Genomic DNA, 17,472 nt, shown 5'->3' with positions numbered 1-17,472 from the left:
CGCGGCGCGCCGGATCGGCGCTCCGAACCCGCCCGCACTCCCCCGGAGAGCGCCCCGCACGCCGCGTTCGTGGCCGGTAACGGACCGTTGTACAGGCCACACCGAGGAGTGCGAGACTGAGCGGTCGGTCTCACACCGCCGTCACTTCGCACCCACAGGAGAGCAGGAGCAGGTCTGATGGCAGCCCAGCCGGAGCCGGTAGGCCCCGCCCCCTCCGAGACCTCGGTACGCCGCATCCTCTCCACACCGCTCGGTGGGCCGACCGTTCTGCGGATCGTGCTCGGCACACATCTGCGTCGGCTGCGCGAAGCCAGCCACATCACCAGAGAGGCCGCCGGCGACGCGATCCGCGGATCGCACGCCAAGATCAGCCGCCTGGAGCTCGGCCGCGTCGGTTACAAGGAGCGCGACGTGGCCGACCTGCTCACCCTCTACGGCGTCCACGACGCGGCCCAGCGCGAGGAGTTCCTCACCCTCGCCCGGCACGCCAACAACCCGGGTTGGTGGCACAAGTACAGCGATGTGCTGCCCGGCTGGCTCGAAACACTGCTCGGGCTGGAGGAAGCGGCCTCGGTGATCCGCACCTACGAGATGCAGTTCGTGCCCGCCCTCCTACAGACACCCGAGTACGCGCGGGCCGTCTGCGAACTCGCCCATCCCGCCGCAACCCCGGAGGAGACCGAGCGCCGGGTGGGTCTGCGGATGCGCCGCCAGGACCTGCTGCGCCGCCCCGAGGGCCCGCGGCTGTGGGCGGTGATCGACGAGGCCGCGCTGCGGCGTCCGCTGGGCGGCCGGGCGGTGATGCGCGGGCAGTTCGAGCATCTGCAACGCCTCGCGGAGCATCCGCGGGTGACGATCCAGATCGCTCCGTTCCGGCTGGGCGGCCTGGCCGCGACCGGCGGCCCGGTCACGATCCTGCGCTTCGGCGAGCCGGACCTGCCCGACATCGTCCATCTCGAGCAGCTCACCAGCGCGCTCTACCTGGACAAACGCACCGAGGTGGAGACGTACATGGTGGTGATGGACCGCCTGTTCGCGGCGGCCGAGACGCACGAGAGCTCCGTCGCCTTCCTGGGCCGGGTGCTGGCCGAGATGTGAGCAGCGTCGGCCCGCGTCCGCGAGCGGTGGGCCGGCCCTCACCTCCGCGTCGCGTCCGCGGAGGTCGCGGAAAGCGCGGAGGTCGCGGAAAGCGCGGAGGGCGCGGAAAGCGCGGAGGGCGCGGTCGCGGAGTCGGTCGAGTCGGGACAGACACGGAGACACCGAACGGGATGCCCGGAGGTGTTCCGTGCCCCCACCGGGCCGGAGCCTGCGCCGCTCTCGCCGCGAGCGCCGACCGTCACCGCGCGCCCCGAGCCCTCGCCGCGCACGTCCGGGCCCACGCCGCACGCGTCCGGGGTCGCCTCGTGTACGGCGCCGGTCGACCGGCGGCACGCCCGCCCGGAGGCGGCGCGTCACCCCCGGGCCCTCGCCGTACGCCCCGAGCGGTGTGTCACCGCTCGACCGGAGGCGTACGCCTCAGATGACGCCCTGGGCAAGCATCGCGTCGGCGACCCGTTCGAACCCCGCGATGTTCGCCCCCAGCACGTAGTCGTCGGGCGCGCCGTGGCGCTCGGCGGTCTCGTGGCAGGTGTCGTGGATGTTCTGCATGATCGTCGCGAGCTCGCGCTCGACCTGCTCGAACGGCCAGGGCTGCCGCGCCGCGTTCTGCCGCATCTCCAGTCCGCTGGTGGCCACGCCGCCCGCGTTGGCCGCCTTGCCCGGCCCGAACGCGACGCCGGCCTGCTGGAGGAGCTCGACCGCCTCCGGGGTGGTGGGCATGTTGGCGCCCTCGGCGACGGCCTTGACCCCGTTGCCGATCAGCAGCCGTGCGTCCGCCTCGGTCAGCTCGTTCTGCGTGGCGCAGGGCAGCGCCACGTCGGCGGGCACCTCCCACACCCGGCCGTCGGGCACGAACCGGGCGGAGCGACCGCGCAGTTCGGCGTACTCGCTGATGCGACCGCGCCGCTGCTCCTTGACCTCCTTGAGCAGCGCCACGTCGATGCCCTTCTCGTCCACGACGTAGCCGCTGGAGTCCGAGCAGGTCAGCACGTGCGCGCCGAGGGCCGCGGCCTTCTCGGCGGCGTAGATGGCGACGTTGCCGGACCCGGAGACGGAGACCTGCTGTCCGTCGAGGTCCTCGCCCCGCCGGTGCAGCATCGCGGCGACGAAGAGCACGGTGCCGTAGCCGGTGGCCTCGGTACGTGCCTGCGAACCGCCCCAGCCGATGCCCTTGCCGGTGAGGACGCCGGCCTCCCAGCGGTTGGTGATCCGGCGGTACTGGCCGAAGAGGTAGCCGATCTCCCGGCCGCCGACTCCGATGTCCCCGGCGGGTACGTCGGTGTGCTCGCCAAGGTGCCGGTGGAGCTCGGTCATGAAGGACTGGCAGAAGCGCATGACCTCCGCGTCGCTGCGGCCGTGAGGGTCGAAATCGCTGCCGCCCTTGCCGCCTCCGATGGCGAGGCCGGTGAGCGCGTTCTTGAAGATCTGCTCGAAGCCGAGGAACTTGACGATGCCGAGGTTGACCGACGGGTGGAAGCGCAGACCTCCCTTGTAGGGACCGAGCGCGCTGTTGAACTCGACCCGGAAGCCCCGGTTCACATGGACCGTGCCGCGGTCGTCCTGCCAGGGCACCCGGAACATCACCTGGCGCTCGGGCTCCACGATCCGCTCGACGAGCCTTGCGTCCGCCAGCTCCGGCTGGGCGGCCAGCACCGGGGCGAGCGACTGGAGCACCTCGTGGACCGCCTGGTGGAATTCGGGCTCACCGGGGTTGCGCCGAAGGATTTCGGCATGGAGCGATTCATTGCGCTGCATCGACTGGACTTCCTTTCACCGGACGGTCCGACGGCCACCCTCCGTCGGTCCGTGCTCGGGTGCGGGGTGCGGGCCGTCCGACGGTGCGGTACGGCGGTGCCGGCTCGGGAGTTCGGGGCGCGTGCTGCGGGTACGCGGCTCGACGCCGATGGCAAGCCCTACCCGGAACAGTCCTTGTCCGAACGAATTCTCGTACACGGTAGTCGTGGTCGAGAAGTGGTTGCACAGCACAGGGGCCCGCGGCGACGGCGAGCGGTGGATCGCGGGACGGCGCCCCGGAGGGCGCGCGAGCGGGTGAGCGCGGAGAGCCTCGGAGCTGCGGAGACGAAGAACGGGGCGGCTCCGGGGAGTCAGGCCTCTCCCCGGAGCCGCCCCCGCAAAGGGGTGTCGAGCAGACGGCGCGGTCGAACCAGCACCCCCCACAGGGCCGGCACCGCTGCCTGGCGGCTTCGACACCCCGTCCCGCGGGATGCACAGGGAGTCTGTCGGGAATCTCCATGAAGTGCACATCGACCGAACAGAACAGGTAACGTTGCGTATTAAATAAGTGGCAGGAAGTGACCCCGCAAGAACTCGCACCCGGGGGTCAACACCGCCTCCACCAGCGCAGTTACCGCCCCGCGCCCGCCCCGCCACCGACATTCGCCGGTAATCAGACGTTCCGGGCCGCCTCGAACATGGCCGAAAGCGTTCGCAATCCCGACGATGTACGACAGCGGTTCGCGACGAGGTGCGGCGCACGGCGGAACGGCAACGCCGTCTCAGCCGTTGCGTTCCCGGCCCTCGGCGATCTGGCGCGCCATCAGTGTGGTCAGCTCATAGGCGGTGTGGGAGGCCGCGACCGCGGTGATCTCCGCGTGGTCGTACGCCGGGGCCACCTCCACCAGGTCGGCGGAGACCAGATGGCAGCCGGCCAGCCCGCGCAGGATCTCCAGGAGTTCGCGCGAGGTGAGACCGCCGGCCTCCGGGGTGCCGGTGCCGGGCGCGTGCGCGGGGTCGAGCACGTCGATGTCGATCGAGATGTAGAGCGGCCGGTCGCCGACGCGCTCGCGCAACTGCTGGGCCACCTCGTCCACTCCGCGCCGCATCACGTCGGCGGAGGTGACGATCCCGAAGCCCATCCGCTCGTCCTCGTCCAGGTCCCGCTTGCCGTACAGCGGGCCGCGGACACCGACGTGGGAGAGCGCGGAGGTGTCCAGGACACCCTCCTCCACGGCCCGTCGGAACGGGGTGCCGTGGGTGTACTCGGCGCCGAAGTAGGTGTCCCAGGTGTCCAGATGGGCGTCGAAGTGCAGCAGGGCGACGGGCCCGTGCCGGCGCGCGACCGCGCGCAGCAGCGGCAGCGCGATGGTGTGGTCGCCGCCCAGCGTCATCAACCGGGCGCCGCTGTCGAGCAGTTCGTCGGCCGCGGCCTGGACGGTCTCGACCGCCTCGTTGATGTGGAACGGGTTCGCCGCGATGTCCCCCGCGTCCGCGACCTGGGCGAGCGCGAACGGCGAGGCGTCCTGCGCCGGGTTGTACGGGCGCAGCAGCCGGGACGCCTCCCGGATCGCGTTCCCTCCGAAGCGGGCGCCCGGCCGGTAGGAGACGCCTGAGTCGAACGGCACCCCCACCACGGCGACGTCCGCGCTGCCCACCTCGTCCAGCCGCGGCAGCCGGGCGAAGGTCGCGGGGCCGGCGAAGCGCGGCACCCGGGAGGAGTCGACGGGGCCGACCGGCCCGTCGGCCGGATCGCCGCCGATGCTTCCGGTGAACGGCTGAGGCACGGGCGGTACGGGCTGCTGGCTGCGGGGGGTGTCGGTGCTCATGCGCGGAGCGTAGGCGCGGAAGCGTCGCCCACCACATGGACGTTTCCGCGAGGGCGCCCCCGGATTTTGGACAGACTGTCCACCGTTCACACTTCCGCGCCACAATGGCCGTATGCCACCGCCCACCGCACCGTCCCGCAGCGAGCTCGTCGACCATCTCGTACGCACCCGGATCGCGGGGGACGTGGCGACGCCGCGGGAGAACAACCTCAACCACTACCGGGGGCTTGCGAACGGCGACCGCCACTACTGGCTCGGCCTGCAGCTCGGCGACCGCTGGCGGGACGAGCAGGACGTGCTCGCCGTCATGGCGGAGCGGGCCGGGGTGAGCGACGACCCGGCGCACCGCTCGGGTCAGGACACCATCGACCCGGAGCTGACCGTCGACGCGCTCGACCGGGCCGCCGTGCGACTGCGCAAGGCGGCGGCTGCCTCCGAGCGGGTGCTGCTGGCCACCGGCCACCCCGGAGCCCTGCTGGACCTGCACGGCTCGGTCGCGGGCGCGCTGCGCCGCGCCGGCTGCGACGTCGTCCGCGTACCGCTCGGCGTCTTCGCGGACGAGGGCGTGATCGTGCAGTTCGCCGGGGTGGCGGTCTACGAGCGGGGCGCCAGCCTCTGGCACACCCACTCGCCCGCGCCCATGCACGCGATCCTCGGGGCGCTGACGGGGGCGGGGGAGCCGCTGCCCGACCTCGTCTTCGCGGACCACGGCTGGGCGGGCTGCGCCGGGGAGCGCGGCATCGACACCGTCGGCTTCGCCGACAGCAACGATCCGGCGCTCTTCCTCGCCGAGGCGGAGGGCACGCTGGCGGTCACCGTGCCGCTGGACGACCACGTGGTGAACCCGCTCCACTACGAGCCGATGACGCAGTACCTGCTGACCGCCGCAGGCCTCGCCGAGTAGGCCTCCCGCTCGGCTCCCGCTGATCAGGGAGCGGCGTCCGGTGCGTGCGCCCCGAGGCGGCGGGAGCCCCTGAGGAGCAGCGGCGGCAGACGACAGCGCGGCAGATGCGCGTACGGGCGTCGCGAGACCGGCGAAGATCCGAACGACAGGCCGCAGCTATCCCCCGCAGCTCGCCGGGCTACGGGATCACGACGACCGGCCGCTCTGCCCGGCGGGCGAGCCGACCCGCCACCGAACCGAAGATCCGGCCGACGAGCCCGTGCGTGGAGCCGACCACGATGGCGTCCGCCTCGTACTCCTGGCCGACCTCCTCCAGCTCGTGGCAGATGTCGCCACCGCGCTCGACCAGGATCCAGGGAATCTCGCTCAGATAGTCGGCGCAGGCCAGCTCCAGCCCGAGCACCTCGGTGCGCTGGTCCGGAACGTCCACGAAGACCGGGGGCTCGCAGCCCGCCCACACGGTGGTGGGGAGCCGGTTCGCGACGTGGACGATGATCAGACCCGACCCGGAGCGGTGGGCCATGCCGACTGCGTAGGCGAGCGCCCGCTCGCTGGAGAGCGATCCGTCGAAGCCGACGACGACGCCGTGCTTGAAGGCCGGGTCGCACTCCTGGCGTGCGTCCGCCGCGGCCTCCGGCACCGCCGGGGAGTCGGCAAGCCGCTTGCGGTCCACTGGTTCGGGAATCTCGTGTCCGGCCATGATCGTCTCGGCGAAGGTGATCCTCGTGCGGATGGAACGGCGGGTAGTGACAAGCGCAGTCGTGTGAGAACGTCCGGGAAGCGTCTTCCTTTTGGCCTACCCCAAGGGTACGCAGCTACACCCCGCGTGCCCAGTGGCTGGGGCGGAAGCATGCCCGAGGCCGGCGCTTCTGGCAACAGCGGGACCGGAGACGGCACGACACCCGCCGGCGGGGCCTCCTCGCGGCGCGGAGACCGCTCGCGACGCCCGCCACCACCCCGGCCGCGACCGCCAGGGAGAGCCGGCGACCGCCGGTCTCGCCGTACGCCCGCCGAGGCCGCTTCGACGGACCACCGCAGCACTCGAAAGAGCCTCCTGCACGCAGAGAACCCCGAGAGAATCCGCGGACGCGCAGGAGAGGCGGGAGCACCTCGCTGCCGATCGGGCCCACACGTCCGCACCGGGCGAGGAGAATTCCACAGATGGTTGTAAATGCTCGCATTCCAAGGGGGGTTCGGGCACCGGCCCGCGCACGACCGGTGGGCGCACAGGGCACAGAAACCGCGGCACGGGGGCGCACACCCCGAAGCACAGGGGGCGCACAGGGCCTCTAGCATTCTTTTCAGCCAAGTTATGGACGTGATACGCCACTTGTAGCGCGCATGTGTCGCCCTTGCACCACCTGCCGGAATGGGGTGTTTCCGACGTATACCCCTCCCGACGCACACGCTGAGCACCCAACGCACTTCCCAGCGGAGTGTCCGGATGCCACTCTTCGTGATCGAATGCTTTACGCCAAGTTGCCATGTCGACATAGCGGTGGCGGTCGAAGTTGTCCCGAGGGCCTCTTCGGACGCAGTAGATTCGATCTTGGCAAAACCACGGCGGGGGAAACCGTGCAGGACCGAGAGGACGCGACCAACCTGAGGGGGGCTTAGGACAATGAGCCAGGACCCAACGCACGGCCCCGCGACGACTACAAGGAAGCTCGCCACCCGGCGGCGCCGCGAGATCGTGGCGGTGCTCCTGTTCGGCGGCGGACCGATATTCGAGAGCTCGATCCCGCTGTCCGTATTCGGCATCGACCGGCAGGACGCCGGGGTGCCGCGTTACCGGCTGCTGGTCTGCGCGGGCGAGGACGGCCCGCTGCGCACCACCGGCGGCCTCGAACTCACCACGCCGCACGGGCTGGACGCCATCGCCCGCGCGGGCACCATCGTCGTCCCGGCCTGGCGCTCCATCACCCAGCCGCCACCTCCGGCCGCGGTCGAGGCACTGCGTCGAGCGCACCAGGAGGGCGCCCGGATCATGGGCCTGTGCACCGGTGCCTTCGTCCTGGCCGCAGCCGGTCTGCTGGACGGCCGCCCCGCGACCACCCACTGGATGTACGCGCCCACCCTCGCCAAGCGCTACCCCGCGGTCCACGTCGACCCCCGGGAGCTGTACGTCGACGACGGGGACATCCTCACCTCCGCCGGCACCGCGGCCGGAATCGACCTCTGCCTGCACGTCGTCCGCACCGACCACGGCGCGGAGGCCGCCGGCGCACTCGCCCGGCGGCTGGTCGTGCCCCCGCGGCGGGGCAACGCCGCGGACATGGGTCAACTGCACCGGCTGGACAGGTCTTTACCGGAGGAGATCGGCACCGACCCGCTCGCCGAGGTCGTCGCCTGGGCGCTGGAGCATCTGCACGAGCAGTTCGACGTGGAGACGCTCGCCGCGCGCGCGTACATGAGCAGGCGGACCTTCGACCGCCGGTTCAGGACGCTCACCGGCAGTGCCCCGCTCCAGTGGCTCATCACCCAACGCGTGCTCCAGGCCCAGCGGTTGCTGGAGACGACCGACTACTCGGTGGACGAGGTGGCCGCGCGATGCGGCTTCCGTTCTCCGGTGGCGCTGCGCGGCCACTTCCGGCGGCAGCTCGGCTCCTCGCCGGCCGCGTACCGGGCCGCATACCGCGTACGGCGTCCCGGCGCGGCCGGCGCCGCCGAGTCGGCGGACAGTACGGTCGCGGTGGCCACCACGACCGAGTACCGGGTGCCGCCCGCGCGCACCGAGGGCGCGCGCGGCGAGATGCCGCGCACCGAACAGCGCCCCGGCGAGGCGCGCCCCGACGTGCGTACCGACACGGGGCGGCCGGACGGCGTACGGCCCGAGCAGCTGCGGGCGGGGCGGAGCGAGGGGGCCGGAATGTTTACGGCCGGGCTGATCTCCGCCTCCGTGCCGGAGCAGGGCAAGCCCGAGTCGGCGATGTACGTCGCGCGTACACCCGGCAGGCGCACCCGCGGCTGACCTCCGGCCCGGGCCCGGTCGTCGCACGGCCCGGTCGTCGCACGGCCCGGTCGTCGCACGGGCCGGGCCGACTGGACAGCCGCCGGGCTGCGGCCGGTTGGTTCGGACTGCCGGGTTGCGCTGCCGGGTCGGGCTGTTGAACGGCCCGCCGCCTCGGCTGTCGCTCTGCCGGGCCACTGCACTGCCATCCGGCGGTCCGCCCGGTGCAGCCGGGCGCGCCGTCCGACACGGGCTTGGGGGTTCGGTGCGGGCCACCTCGGCCTGCGCCAACCGCCCCGCACGCCAAGGGCGTTCGCGTACCGCGGGCAGTACGGGCCCCGTCGCACGGCGGCAGGGCGGTGACGATCCGCGGCCGGTTTCCCGGTGGCCGGCTCCCGCTCGGCGAGGCCGATTCGTTCCGGTGCTCCGGGAGGGCAGACCCTCGGCGAAGTGCCACGTAGGGTGATCGGCATGAACGATCGCATGGTGTGGATCGACTGCGAGATGACCGGTCTCTCGCTGTCCGACGACGCGCTCATCGAGGTGGCCGCGCTGGTGACCGACTCGGAGCTCAACATCCTCGGCGAGGGGGTGGACATCGTCATCCGACCGCCGGCCGAGGCGCTGGCGCAGATGCCCGAGGTGGTGCGCGCCATGCACACCAGTTCCGGGCTGCTGGAGGAGCTGGAGGGCGGCACGTCCCTTGCGGAGGCGGAGGAGCAGGTGCTCGCCTACGTGAAGGACCATGTGCCGGACGCGGGGAAGGCGCCGCTGTGCGGCAACTCCGTCGGCACCGACCGGGGCTTCCTGGCGCGGGACATGCGCACCCTGGAGAGCCATCTGCACTACCGGATCGTGGACGTCTCCTCGGTCAAGGAGCTGTCCCGCCGCTGGTACCCCCGCGCGTACTTCAACAGCCCGGAGAAGAGCGGCAATCACCGCGCGCTCGCCGACATCCGGGAGTCGATCGCGGAGCTGCGCTACTACCGGGAAGCGGTCTTCGTCCCGCACCCCGGCCCGGACTCCGAGACCGCCAAGGCGATCGCCGCCCGGCACGTGCTGCCGGCGGAGCCGAAACCCGAGCAGCCCGCCTGATCCTGCCGCGCGGAGCGTCCGGGCCCAGCGGGTACGGGCAGCTGGTACGGGCGCACCGCGGGGCCTGCGGGAAGCGAGGGTAAAGGGGTGCGCGAGCACCCGCGCAGACCCTGTACACTTCATATCGGCCGGTACGGAAAGGCACTTTCCGCAGCCGGTCGTGGTGGATGTAGCTCAGTCGGTAGAGCACCTGGTTGTGGTCCAGGATGTCGCGGGTTCAAGTCCCGTCATTCACCCTCCACCGAGAGGCCCGTGACCTGTGGAAACACAGGTCACGGGCTTTTTCTGCGTTTGGCCATGGCCAAACATCGGCGCCTCGTGAGCGCCCCAAGCCGCCACCACCTCGCGCCGGGCCAGCTTTTTCGGATGCAGAACGTCACTCCTCGCTCATGCATCGTCCCGTTCCCCGAAGAACGTCGCTGCCGAGCCCCAAGTGAGTGACGGGCGGAGGCGGAGCTGCCGCCACCGCTCCTGGCAAGGCCCACCCCGGGCAGCGCCTGGGACCTCGGCAAGGCGCGGCCTCCGATGCGGCCCGGCGGGTGGCCAGGCCCCAGCTCAGGTCTGCCGGAACAGCCGAAACCTGTGCTCCACATCGGGACGGCGCCAGCATGCAGGGCAGCCGCGAGCTGCATATCGCCTGCATGGCTGCTAACTTGCAGTTATGCCCGCGATTACAATCCGGGACGTCCCGGACGACACAGTCAACGCCCTGAAGGTCCGCGCCGCGCAGGCAGGCCAGTCGCTCCAGGCGTACGCCCTGGACCTGCTCGCCCGGGAGGTCGGTAAGCCCACCCTCGCGGAGATGGCCACACGCCTCGAACGGGAAGCCCGTACTGAGCTCAGCACGAACGACATCCTCGACACCATCGAGGACGGGCGGAACCGACGTTGATCGTCATTGACTGCTCCAGCCTCGTGCACTTCCTCCTCGATCACGGCACGACCGGAACCGCGATCCGTGAGCGGGTGGGTCGCGCCGATGCTCTCGCAGCGCCGGGCCTGCTGGACTACGAGATCACCTCGGCCGCCTTCGGGTTGGCCCGCGGACGGCGAGGAGGCAAGCCGAAGATCACAGAGAAGGAGGCGGTGAAAGCGATCACCGATTACCAGGCCCTCGCTCTCGACCTGCACCCAACGCTGGTCCTGTGGCGGCGCGTACGCGAGCTGTCGAACAACCTCTCCGTCTACGACGCGCATTACGTGGCCCTCGCCGAGCGCTTCGGCGTTCCGCTTGTCACCAGCGACGCCAGAATCAAGCGCAGCGGGGCAGCACGCTGCACGGTCGAAACCTTCGAGGGATCCAGCACGTGACCCCAACAGCACCAACGTGCAGGGTTGCAGAACCCATGAACGGTCTCCGGGTGCTCGAGCCGGCCCCGCGCCCGTCCTCAGCGGTGGCCGAGGTGAGTGCGGGGCCGGCTGCGGCGGGTGCACGGGGGCCGGGAACGGAGCGGCTCAGCCGGAACCGGCGCGGCTGATCTCCTGCAGCAGTTCCGCCTGCCGCAGGATCTCGGGGTCCGGATGCGCCGCGGTGCGGACGGCTTCGGCGAAGGCCGTGACGGCGTTGTCGACCTGGTCGTCGGCGGCGAGGGGGATCCGGGTCACCTCCCCGCCGCGTTCCAGCCGCACTTCGGGCAGATGGTCGGCGGGCGGGGTGTACGCCCGGTCGACGGTGAGGCGCCCCTCGCTGCCCTGGTACGTGTAGCTGCTCCGGTAGGAGTGGTCGAGGCCGTAGGTGAGTTGGAGGGCGAGGCCGTTGCCGCCGTCCAGGAGCGCCGAGCCCGAGGTGTCGACCGTGTCGCCCGGCCCACGGCGTGCGACGGCGCCCACCAACCGCAGCGAGTGGCCAGGCGCTGCCAGGTGCAGCGCCGCGCGGACCGGGTAGACGCCGGTGTCCCACAGCGCGCCGCCGCCCAGCGCGGGCTGGTAGCGGATGTCGAACGCGGGCCTGCGGGGCACCGTGTACGTCGCCTCGAAGCTCTGCAGTCGCCCGATCGCGCCCTCGGTGACGTACCGCAGCGCCGCCCGGTGTTGGGAGTGATGGACGAAGAGCACGTTCTCCGTCAGGGCCAGTCCTCGTTCGCGGGCGAGCGCGGAGAGCTCGGCCGCTTCCGGCCCCGACATCGCGACGGGCTTCTCCACCAGCACGTGTTTGCCCGCGAGGAGCGCGTCCCTGGCCCAGCGCGCGTGCAGCCCGCAGGGCAGCGGCAGATAGACGGCCTCGACGGTGTCGTCCGCCAGCAGGTCCGCGTAGGACCCGAATGCCCGGCAGCCGTACTCCGCGGCCGTCTCCGCCGCTCTGCCCGGGTCCCGGCTGGCCACGGCCGCCAGCGTGACCTCGTGGGAGGCGGCGAACGCGGGCAGCATGCGGCGGCGGGCGAACTCGGAGGCGGCTCCGAGGACGGCGATCCGTACCGGTTCGCTCATGACAGCGTCACCGCCCCCGAGTTGAGCACGGCGAGCAGGCTGCGCGCCTGGACGGCGACCTGGTGTCCGGCACGCACGAGGTCGCCGAGTTGGCCCGGTGTGATCCAGGTGTACTCGGGTGGTGGATCGAGGAGCGCCGGGTCGGTGAGCCCGTCCACCGACACGAACCGGCAGCGGCTCTCGGCGTTCAGGAACCGGCCGCCCTCCTCGGAGTGCACGGCCGTGTAGAGCACGTCCCGGCTGTCCGCGGTCTCGACGAGGTCGGCGTACCGAGGGCGCTGCCCGTGGCCGTCCGGCGCGTACTGCACCGTCGGGGCGACCTCGACCGTGTGCAGCAGTCCGTCCTCCGGGCGGGCCTGCGCCAGCAGGTGCGGTGTGCCGTCGAAGTGGCGGACGAGAAAGGCGCTGACGCTGCGGGCGCGCGGCTCGAAGAGCGGCTGCGTCCATCCGCCCACTTCGCGGCCCTCGGCCTCGACGGCGGCGGCGATCACGCGGAAGCCGCGGTCCTCGACGTGGCGGATGCACTCCGCCTCGCGCACCCAGCCCCGTATCCCCTCGAGCGGCACGGACTCGACGCGCACCCGGCAGCGGGCGCGCTCGCGGGTCAGCCAGGACTGCACCTCGACGTCGGTGTGCAGGGCCCGGGGTTCCTCGGCGGGGGTGGGGAGGCAGGCCAGTACGGTCCTGGTGTCCATGTTGACCACGTTGTCCCGGCCCAGCAGCGTTCCCAGCTGGCCGAGCGTCAGCCAGCGGTGGTCCGGTGCGGCGGTCGGGTCCTCGGCGACGTGCTCGTCGGTCTCCACGACGACGTTGCGGTTCGACTTGTGGAGGAACCATTCACCGTGCTCGGACTGGAGCGTGTCGGCCAGCGGGCGTCCGCGGCCGGGCAGGACGAAGTGGTCGAGGAACGGTACCGGCGAACCCCCGTGCACACGCTGGTAGTTGCTGCGCGTCGCCTGCACGGTGGGAGAGAGCTGCACCAGGCCCGGGTTGCCGGGCTCGGTCTTGGCGTAGGTGAGGAAGTGCAGGACGCCGTCGAACTCCCTGGCGAGCATGCCGAGTACGCCCACGTCCGGCTGGACCATGATGGGCTGCTCCCACCGGGTACCGGCTCCGTCGGTCCGGGGTGCGTCGGCCTCGGGTACGCGCAGCCCCTCGACAGTGAAGAAGCGTCCGCTGCGGTGGACGAGGTCGCCGGTCTCCTTGTGGAACGTCCAGCCGTCCAACTCCGCGAACGGGATGCGGCGCACCCGCGCCGCTCGGGCCCGTCGGCGCTCCGCCAGCCAGGCCGTGACCTCCTCGATCGGGCTCCGGGCCCCGGTCGCCGGGTCGACGGCGGCCAGGGAACGGGCGACCGCGGCGCCGTGACCGGCCGCCCCACGAGGCCGCGGCACGCGGCCGGGGCTCACCGGGCGCCTCCCGCGAACTCCCGCACCGAGGCGATGACGTAGTCGGTCATCTCGTCGGTGAGGCCGGGGTAGACGCCGGTCCAGAAGGTGCGTTCGGTGACGACGTCGCTGTTGGTCAGCTCGCCGACGACACGGTGCGGCTGGTTGCGGTACGCGGGCTGGCGAGTGAGGTTGCCCGCGAACAGGCGGCGGGTGCCGATCCTGCGGCTCTCCAGGAAGGCGGTCAGTTCGCCACAGGTGAACGGCGCGTCCTCGGCCACCGTCATCACGAAGCCGAACCAGCTCGGTTCGCTGTCCGGTGTCGCCTCGGGCAGCAGGATGTGCGGCACTCCGTCCAACCCGTCGCGCATCCGCTGCCAGTTGTGCCGGCGGGCCGCGATGAACTCGTCCAGCTTGTTCAGCTGCGACAGTCCGAGGGCGGCCTGGAGATCGGTGGACTTCAGGTTGTAGCCGACGTGCGAGAAAATGTACTTGTGGTCGTACCCGGGTGGGAGCGTGCCCAGTTGGTGGTCGAAGCGCTTGAGGCAGGTGTTGCTGCGGCCCGGCTCGCACCAGCAGTCCCGGCCCCAGTCGCGGAGCGACTCGACGATCCGCGCGATCCGCAGATTCGAGGTGGTGACGATGCCGCCCTCGCCCATGGTCAGGTGGTGCGCGGGGTAGAAGCTCACGGTGCTGACGTCCCCGAAGGTGCCGGTGAGCCGCCCCCGGTAGGTGGTGCCGACCGCGTCGCAGTTGTCCTCCACGAAGACCAGGCCGTGGTCCGCGGCGAGTTGGGCGACCTCCTCCACCTCGAAGGGGTTGCCGAGCGCGTGGGCGATCATGATGGCGCGGGTCTTGGGGCCGATGGCGGCGGCGACCCGGTCGGCGGTGGTGTTGTATGTGCCCAGCTCGATGTCGACGAAGACCGGCACCAGGCCGTTCTGCAGAATCGGGTTCACCGTGGTGGGGAATCCGGCGGCGACGGTGATGACCTCGTCGCCGGGCAGCAGTCGGCGCTCTTCGAGCTGGTGCGAGGTGTACGCGGTCAGCGCCAGCAGGTTGGCGGACGAACCGGAGTTCGTCAGATGCGCCTTGCGCCGCTTCAGGAACCGCGCGAAGGAGGACTCGAAGCGCCGGGAGTAGGGGCCGGCCGCGATGCGCATGTCCAACGCGGCCTCGACGAGTGCGGCCCGGTCGTCCTCGTCCAGAACGGCGCCGGAGGGCCAGATCTCCGTCTCGCCGGGAACGAACTTCCCGTCCCCGCGCAGACTCCGGTGGTGCCTCCTGGTCTCCTCCAGGGCCCTCGTCCGGTGTTCCTCGTTCACGTCCACTCTCTCCCCTGTCTGACCTGGTCCTTCGTCGGTTTCCACCATGCCGTGTTGTCGCGGTACCAGTCGACGGTGGCGGCGAGTCCTTCGTCGAAGCCGACCCGTGGCGCGAAGCCCAGCTCCGCGCGGGTCCTGGAGTCGTCGAGGGAGTAGCGCAGATCGTGGCCCTTGCGGTCGGTGACGTGGCGGATCATGGAGCTGTCCGCGCCGCACAGCGCGAGGAGGCGCTCGGTGACGTCGAGGTTGCTCAGCTCGTGGCTGCCGCCGATGTGGTAGACGCCGCCCGCCCGGCCCCCGGTGAGCACGTGCTGGACGGCTCGCGCGTGGTCGTCCACGTGGATCCAGTCGCGCACGTTCTGGCCGGTGCCGTAGACGGGCACGGGCTCGCCCTCCAGCAGGTTGGTCGTGAAGAGCGGGATCAGCTTCTCCGGGTGCTGGTACGGGCCGTAGGTGTTGGAGCAGCGGGTGATCGAGACGTCGAGCCCGAAGGTGCGCCAGTACGCGCGCACGGTCACGTCCGAAGCCGCCTTGGACGCCGCGTACGGGGAGTTGGGCAGCAGCGGCGAGTCCTCGTTCCAGGAGCCCTCGGCGATGCTGCCGTACACCTCGTCCGTGGAGATGTGCACCATCCGCGGGACCTCGGCGGCCAGGCAGGCGTCCAGGAGGGTCTGGGTGCCCACCACGTTCGTCCGGGTGAAGACGGCGGGGGCGTCCAGGGAGCGGTCCACGTGCGACTCGGCGGCGAAGTGCACCACGGCGTCGTGACCGGGCACGAGTTCGCGCAGCAGCGCCGCGTCGCAGATGTCGCCGCGCACGACGTTCAGCCGCGGGTGGCCCACCGGGATGTTGTCGACGTTGCCGGCGTAGCTCAGCTTGTCCAGGACGGTGACGCGGGCCTGCTCGTAGCCTTCGTAGCCCCCGTCGAGCATGGTGCGGACATAGTGCGAGCCGACGAACCCGGCTCCTCCCGTGACCAGGATCTTCACGGCGCCACCTCCCGTGCGAGTGCGTTCGGTTGACCGCCGGGGGCGCCGGGCGGCGCGTCCGGCGGGGTGTCCAGATGGACCTCGGCGGTGTCGGAGATGAGCGATCCGCTGCCGCCGGAGCGCCCGGTCACCCGTGCGCCGTCCAGCACGATCGAGTTCCGCAGCTCGGCTCCCCGCAGCACGCAGCCGCTGCCTATGGAGGTGCCGGGGCCGATGTGGCAGTCCTCGATCAGTGAGCCCGCGCCGACGACCACCGGCCCGTTGATGACGGAGCGCACCACGGTGGCGCCGGGGCCGAGCCGCACCGGGCCGTTCAGGCTGCTGCGTCCGTCGGTGCCGATGCCCACGTCGCCCTCCAGCGCGTCCAGCAGGCGCCTGTTGCAGTCGAGCAGGTCGGCCACGCTCCCGGTGTCCTTCCAGTAGCCGTCGTACTCCCCCGCGGTGACCCGGGCGCCGCCTTCGACCAGCCTCTGCACCGCGTCGGTGATCTCCAACTCGCCGCGTGCGCTGGGCCTGATGGCCGCGACTGCCCGGTGGATGGCCGGTCCGAAGAAGTACACGCCGATCAGGGCCAGATCGCTGCGCGGCCGGCTCGGCTTCTCCACCAGCCGCAGGACCCGCCCCTCGGTGTCCAGTTCGGCCACGCCGAAGGCGCGGGGGTCGGTGACCCTGGCCACCGCCAGGTGGGCGTCCGAGCGGTGGTTGCGGAAGTCCTCGGCCAGCTCCGCGACACCGCTCTCCACGACGTTGTCGCCGAGGTACATCACGAAGTCGTCATCGCCGAGGAAGGGACGGGCGAGCGCCACGCAGTGCGCCAGTCCCAGCGGTTGTTCCTGCCTGAGGTAGGTGATCCGGGCGCCGAATCGGGAGCCGTCGCCCAGCCGGGCCTCGATGGCCGGCCCCCACTCGCCGACGACGACGCAGATCTCGCGCACTCCGAGCGCGCGGATGTTCGTCAGCACGTGTTCGAGGACCGGTTGGTTGGCGATGGGCATGAGCTGCTTGGGCATGGTCTCGGTGAACGGCCGCAGCCGCGTGCCGAGTCCTCCCGCGAGTACGAGCGCCTTCATGGTCTCTCCCCCCGTCGGCGCGTGCCTTCGCCCCGTGCGCCCTCACCCCGTACGCCGTGGCCCTGCGGCGGGTCGGTGAGGTGCCCGGGCGCGACGGCCTGCCAGGTGGCGAGCATTCCGGCCGCTCGTGCCGCTGCCAGGCCCGGGGCGTTCGCGTCCTTCGGGGAGAGCAGCGGGGCGCCCTCGCAGCCCCAGGGGATGGCGAGTTCGGGGTCGAGCGGGTCGATGTCGATCTGCGTCCCCGGCACATGCGTGGCGGACAGGGCGTAGCAGACGCAGGCGTCGTCGGTGAGTGCGAGGAACCCGTGCCCCACCCCGTCCGGGACGTAGACCGCGCGGCCCGAGCCCGGGTCGAGCTCGGTGACGTGGTGGCGGCCGAAGGTCGGCGAGCCGACGCGCAGGTCCACCACCACGTCCCGTACCGCGCCGCGCACACAGGTCACGTACTTGGCCTGGCCGGGCGGGACGGCGACGCCGTGGATCCCGCGCAGCGTGCCGCGTCGGGACACGGAGTGGTTGATCTGCCGGGGCGTGAAGGGGTGGCCGAGCACCTGCTCCAGCAGGTCGGTGCGCAGCACCTCGTAGAACGTGCCGCGCGCGTCCGGCAGTTGTGCCGGCGTGACCACATACGCGCCCGGTACGGCCGTCTCTTCGATCTGCACT

Annotated in this window: 15 protein-coding genes and 1 tRNA gene; 7 read left to right on the top strand and 9 right to left on the bottom strand. The window is 71.6% G+C overall.

Features of this window, described 5'->3' with window-relative positions:
* The first annotated feature begins 177 nt into the window (after nucleotides 1-177).
* Nucleotides 178-1,098 carry a Sco1979 family transcriptional regulator gene (locus tag JGS22_RS14695; RefSeq protein ID WP_211040761.1) on the top strand — a complete coding sequence of 307 codons (921 nt, stop codon included), beginning with the start codon at nucleotides 178-180 and terminating at the stop codon, nucleotides 1,096-1,098.
* Nucleotides 1,099-1,515: 417 nt separating this feature from the next.
* Here the strand turns inward: JGS22_RS14695 and gdhA are convergent, their stop codons facing one another.
* On the bottom strand, nucleotides 1,516-2,853 hold the full coding sequence (gene gdhA, locus JGS22_RS14690; RefSeq protein ID WP_211040760.1) for an NADP-specific glutamate dehydrogenase: 1,338 nt from the start codon (nucleotides 2,851-2,853) through the stop codon (nucleotides 1,516-1,518).
* A 761-nt stretch (nucleotides 2,854-3,614) separates the two neighbouring features.
* Nucleotides 3,615-4,661, bottom strand: a complete 1,047-nt coding sequence (speB, locus tag JGS22_RS14685; protein WP_236073151.1) for an agmatinase — start codon at nucleotides 4,659-4,661, stop codon at nucleotides 3,615-3,617.
* A gap of 112 nt (nucleotides 4,662-4,773) precedes the next feature.
* Between speB and JGS22_RS14680 the strand changes: the two genes are divergently transcribed.
* Nucleotides 4,774-5,565, top strand: coding sequence for a phosphatase (locus JGS22_RS14680; protein WP_211040759.1), 792 nt, complete (start codon nucleotides 4,774-4,776; stop codon nucleotides 5,563-5,565).
* Between the two features lie 178 nt (nucleotides 5,566-5,743).
* Here the strand turns inward: JGS22_RS14680 and JGS22_RS14675 are convergent, their stop codons facing one another.
* Nucleotides 5,744-6,265, bottom strand: a complete 522-nt coding sequence (locus tag JGS22_RS14675) for a universal stress protein (RefSeq protein WP_211040758.1) — start codon at nucleotides 6,263-6,265, stop codon at nucleotides 5,744-5,746.
* Between the two features lie 921 nt (nucleotides 6,266-7,186).
* On the opposite strand from JGS22_RS14675, the gene JGS22_RS14670 reads away from it, so the two are divergent.
* The 5 genes from JGS22_RS14670 (at nucleotide 7,187) to JGS22_RS14650 (ending at nucleotide 10,921) form a co-directional block, all read left to right on the top strand.
* Nucleotides 7,187-8,536 (top strand): helix-turn-helix domain-containing protein, encoded by a 1,350-nt coding sequence (locus JGS22_RS14670; RefSeq protein ID WP_211040757.1) that lies wholly within the window; start codon nucleotides 7,187-7,189, stop codon nucleotides 8,534-8,536.
* 450 nt (nucleotides 8,537-8,986) lie between these two features.
* The gene (gene orn, locus JGS22_RS14665) at nucleotides 8,987-9,610 is read left to right on the top strand and encodes an oligoribonuclease (protein ID WP_211040756.1); all 624 of its coding nucleotides are present in this window, start codon (nucleotides 8,987-8,989) and stop codon (nucleotides 9,608-9,610) included.
* A gap of 162 nt (nucleotides 9,611-9,772) precedes the next feature.
* Nucleotides 9,773-9,847 (top strand) — tRNA-His (locus tag JGS22_RS14660).
* Between the two features lie 424 nt (nucleotides 9,848-10,271).
* Nucleotides 10,272-10,502 carry a FitA-like ribbon-helix-helix domain-containing protein gene (locus JGS22_RS14655; RefSeq protein WP_211040755.1) on the top strand — a complete coding sequence of 77 codons (231 nt, stop codon included), beginning with the start codon at nucleotides 10,272-10,274 and terminating at the stop codon, nucleotides 10,500-10,502.
* Nucleotides 10,499-10,921 (top strand): type II toxin-antitoxin system VapC family toxin, encoded by a 423-nt coding sequence (locus JGS22_RS14650; protein ID WP_211040754.1) that lies wholly within the window; start codon nucleotides 10,499-10,501, stop codon nucleotides 10,919-10,921. Before JGS22_RS14655 ends, JGS22_RS14650 begins: the two co-directional genes overlap by 4 nt.
* A gap of 144 nt (nucleotides 10,922-11,065) precedes the next feature.
* Here JGS22_RS14650 and JGS22_RS14645 read toward each other — a convergent pair whose 3' ends face one another.
* The 6 genes from JGS22_RS14645 to JGS22_RS14620 are packed head-to-tail and all read right to left on the bottom strand — an operon-like array spanning nucleotide 11,066 to nucleotide 17,471.
* Entirely contained in the window at nucleotides 11,066-12,037 is a 972-nt protein-coding gene (locus tag JGS22_RS14645; RefSeq protein ID WP_211040753.1) for a Gfo/Idh/MocA family protein, read from the bottom strand.
* Complete coding sequence (locus JGS22_RS14640; RefSeq protein WP_211040752.1) at nucleotides 12,034-13,446, bottom strand: NDP-hexose 2,3-dehydratase family protein; 1,413 nt, start codon at nucleotides 13,444-13,446, stop codon at nucleotides 12,034-12,036. The genes JGS22_RS14645 and JGS22_RS14640 overlap by 4 nt, the downstream gene beginning before the upstream one ends.
* Nucleotides 13,443-14,750: a lipopolysaccharide biosynthesis protein RfbH gene (gene rfbH / locus JGS22_RS14635; RefSeq protein ID WP_308405675.1), complete on the bottom strand. Its 1,308-nt coding sequence runs from the start codon at nucleotides 14,748-14,750 to the stop codon at nucleotides 13,443-13,445. Before rfbH ends, JGS22_RS14640 begins: the two co-directional genes overlap by 4 nt.
* Nucleotides 14,747-15,739 (bottom strand): dTDP-glucose 4,6-dehydratase, encoded by a 993-nt coding sequence (gene rfbB, locus JGS22_RS14630; protein WP_211040750.1) that lies wholly within the window; start codon nucleotides 15,737-15,739, stop codon nucleotides 14,747-14,749. The genes rfbH and rfbB overlap by 4 nt, the downstream gene beginning before the upstream one ends.
* A complete protein-coding gene (locus tag JGS22_RS14625; protein WP_211040749.1) occupies nucleotides 15,736-16,809 on the bottom strand; it encodes a glucose-1-phosphate thymidylyltransferase in 1,074 nt (357 codons plus the stop codon). The genes rfbB and JGS22_RS14625 overlap by 4 nt, the downstream gene beginning before the upstream one ends.
* Nucleotides 16,806-17,471 carry a dTDP-4-dehydrorhamnose 3,5-epimerase family protein gene (locus JGS22_RS14620; RefSeq protein ID WP_211040748.1) on the bottom strand — a complete coding sequence of 222 codons (666 nt, stop codon included), beginning with the start codon at nucleotides 17,469-17,471 and terminating at the stop codon, nucleotides 16,806-16,808. Before JGS22_RS14620 ends, JGS22_RS14625 begins: the two co-directional genes overlap by 4 nt.
* Between the last annotated feature and the right edge of the window lies 1 nt (nucleotide 17,472).

It is taken from the genome of Streptomyces tardus (assembly GCF_018101125.2).
Taxonomy (GTDB): Bacteria; Actinomycetota; Actinomycetes; order Streptomycetales; family Streptomycetaceae; genus Streptomyces; species Streptomyces tardus.
This window is presented reverse-complemented; position numbering and strand designations above follow the sequence as displayed.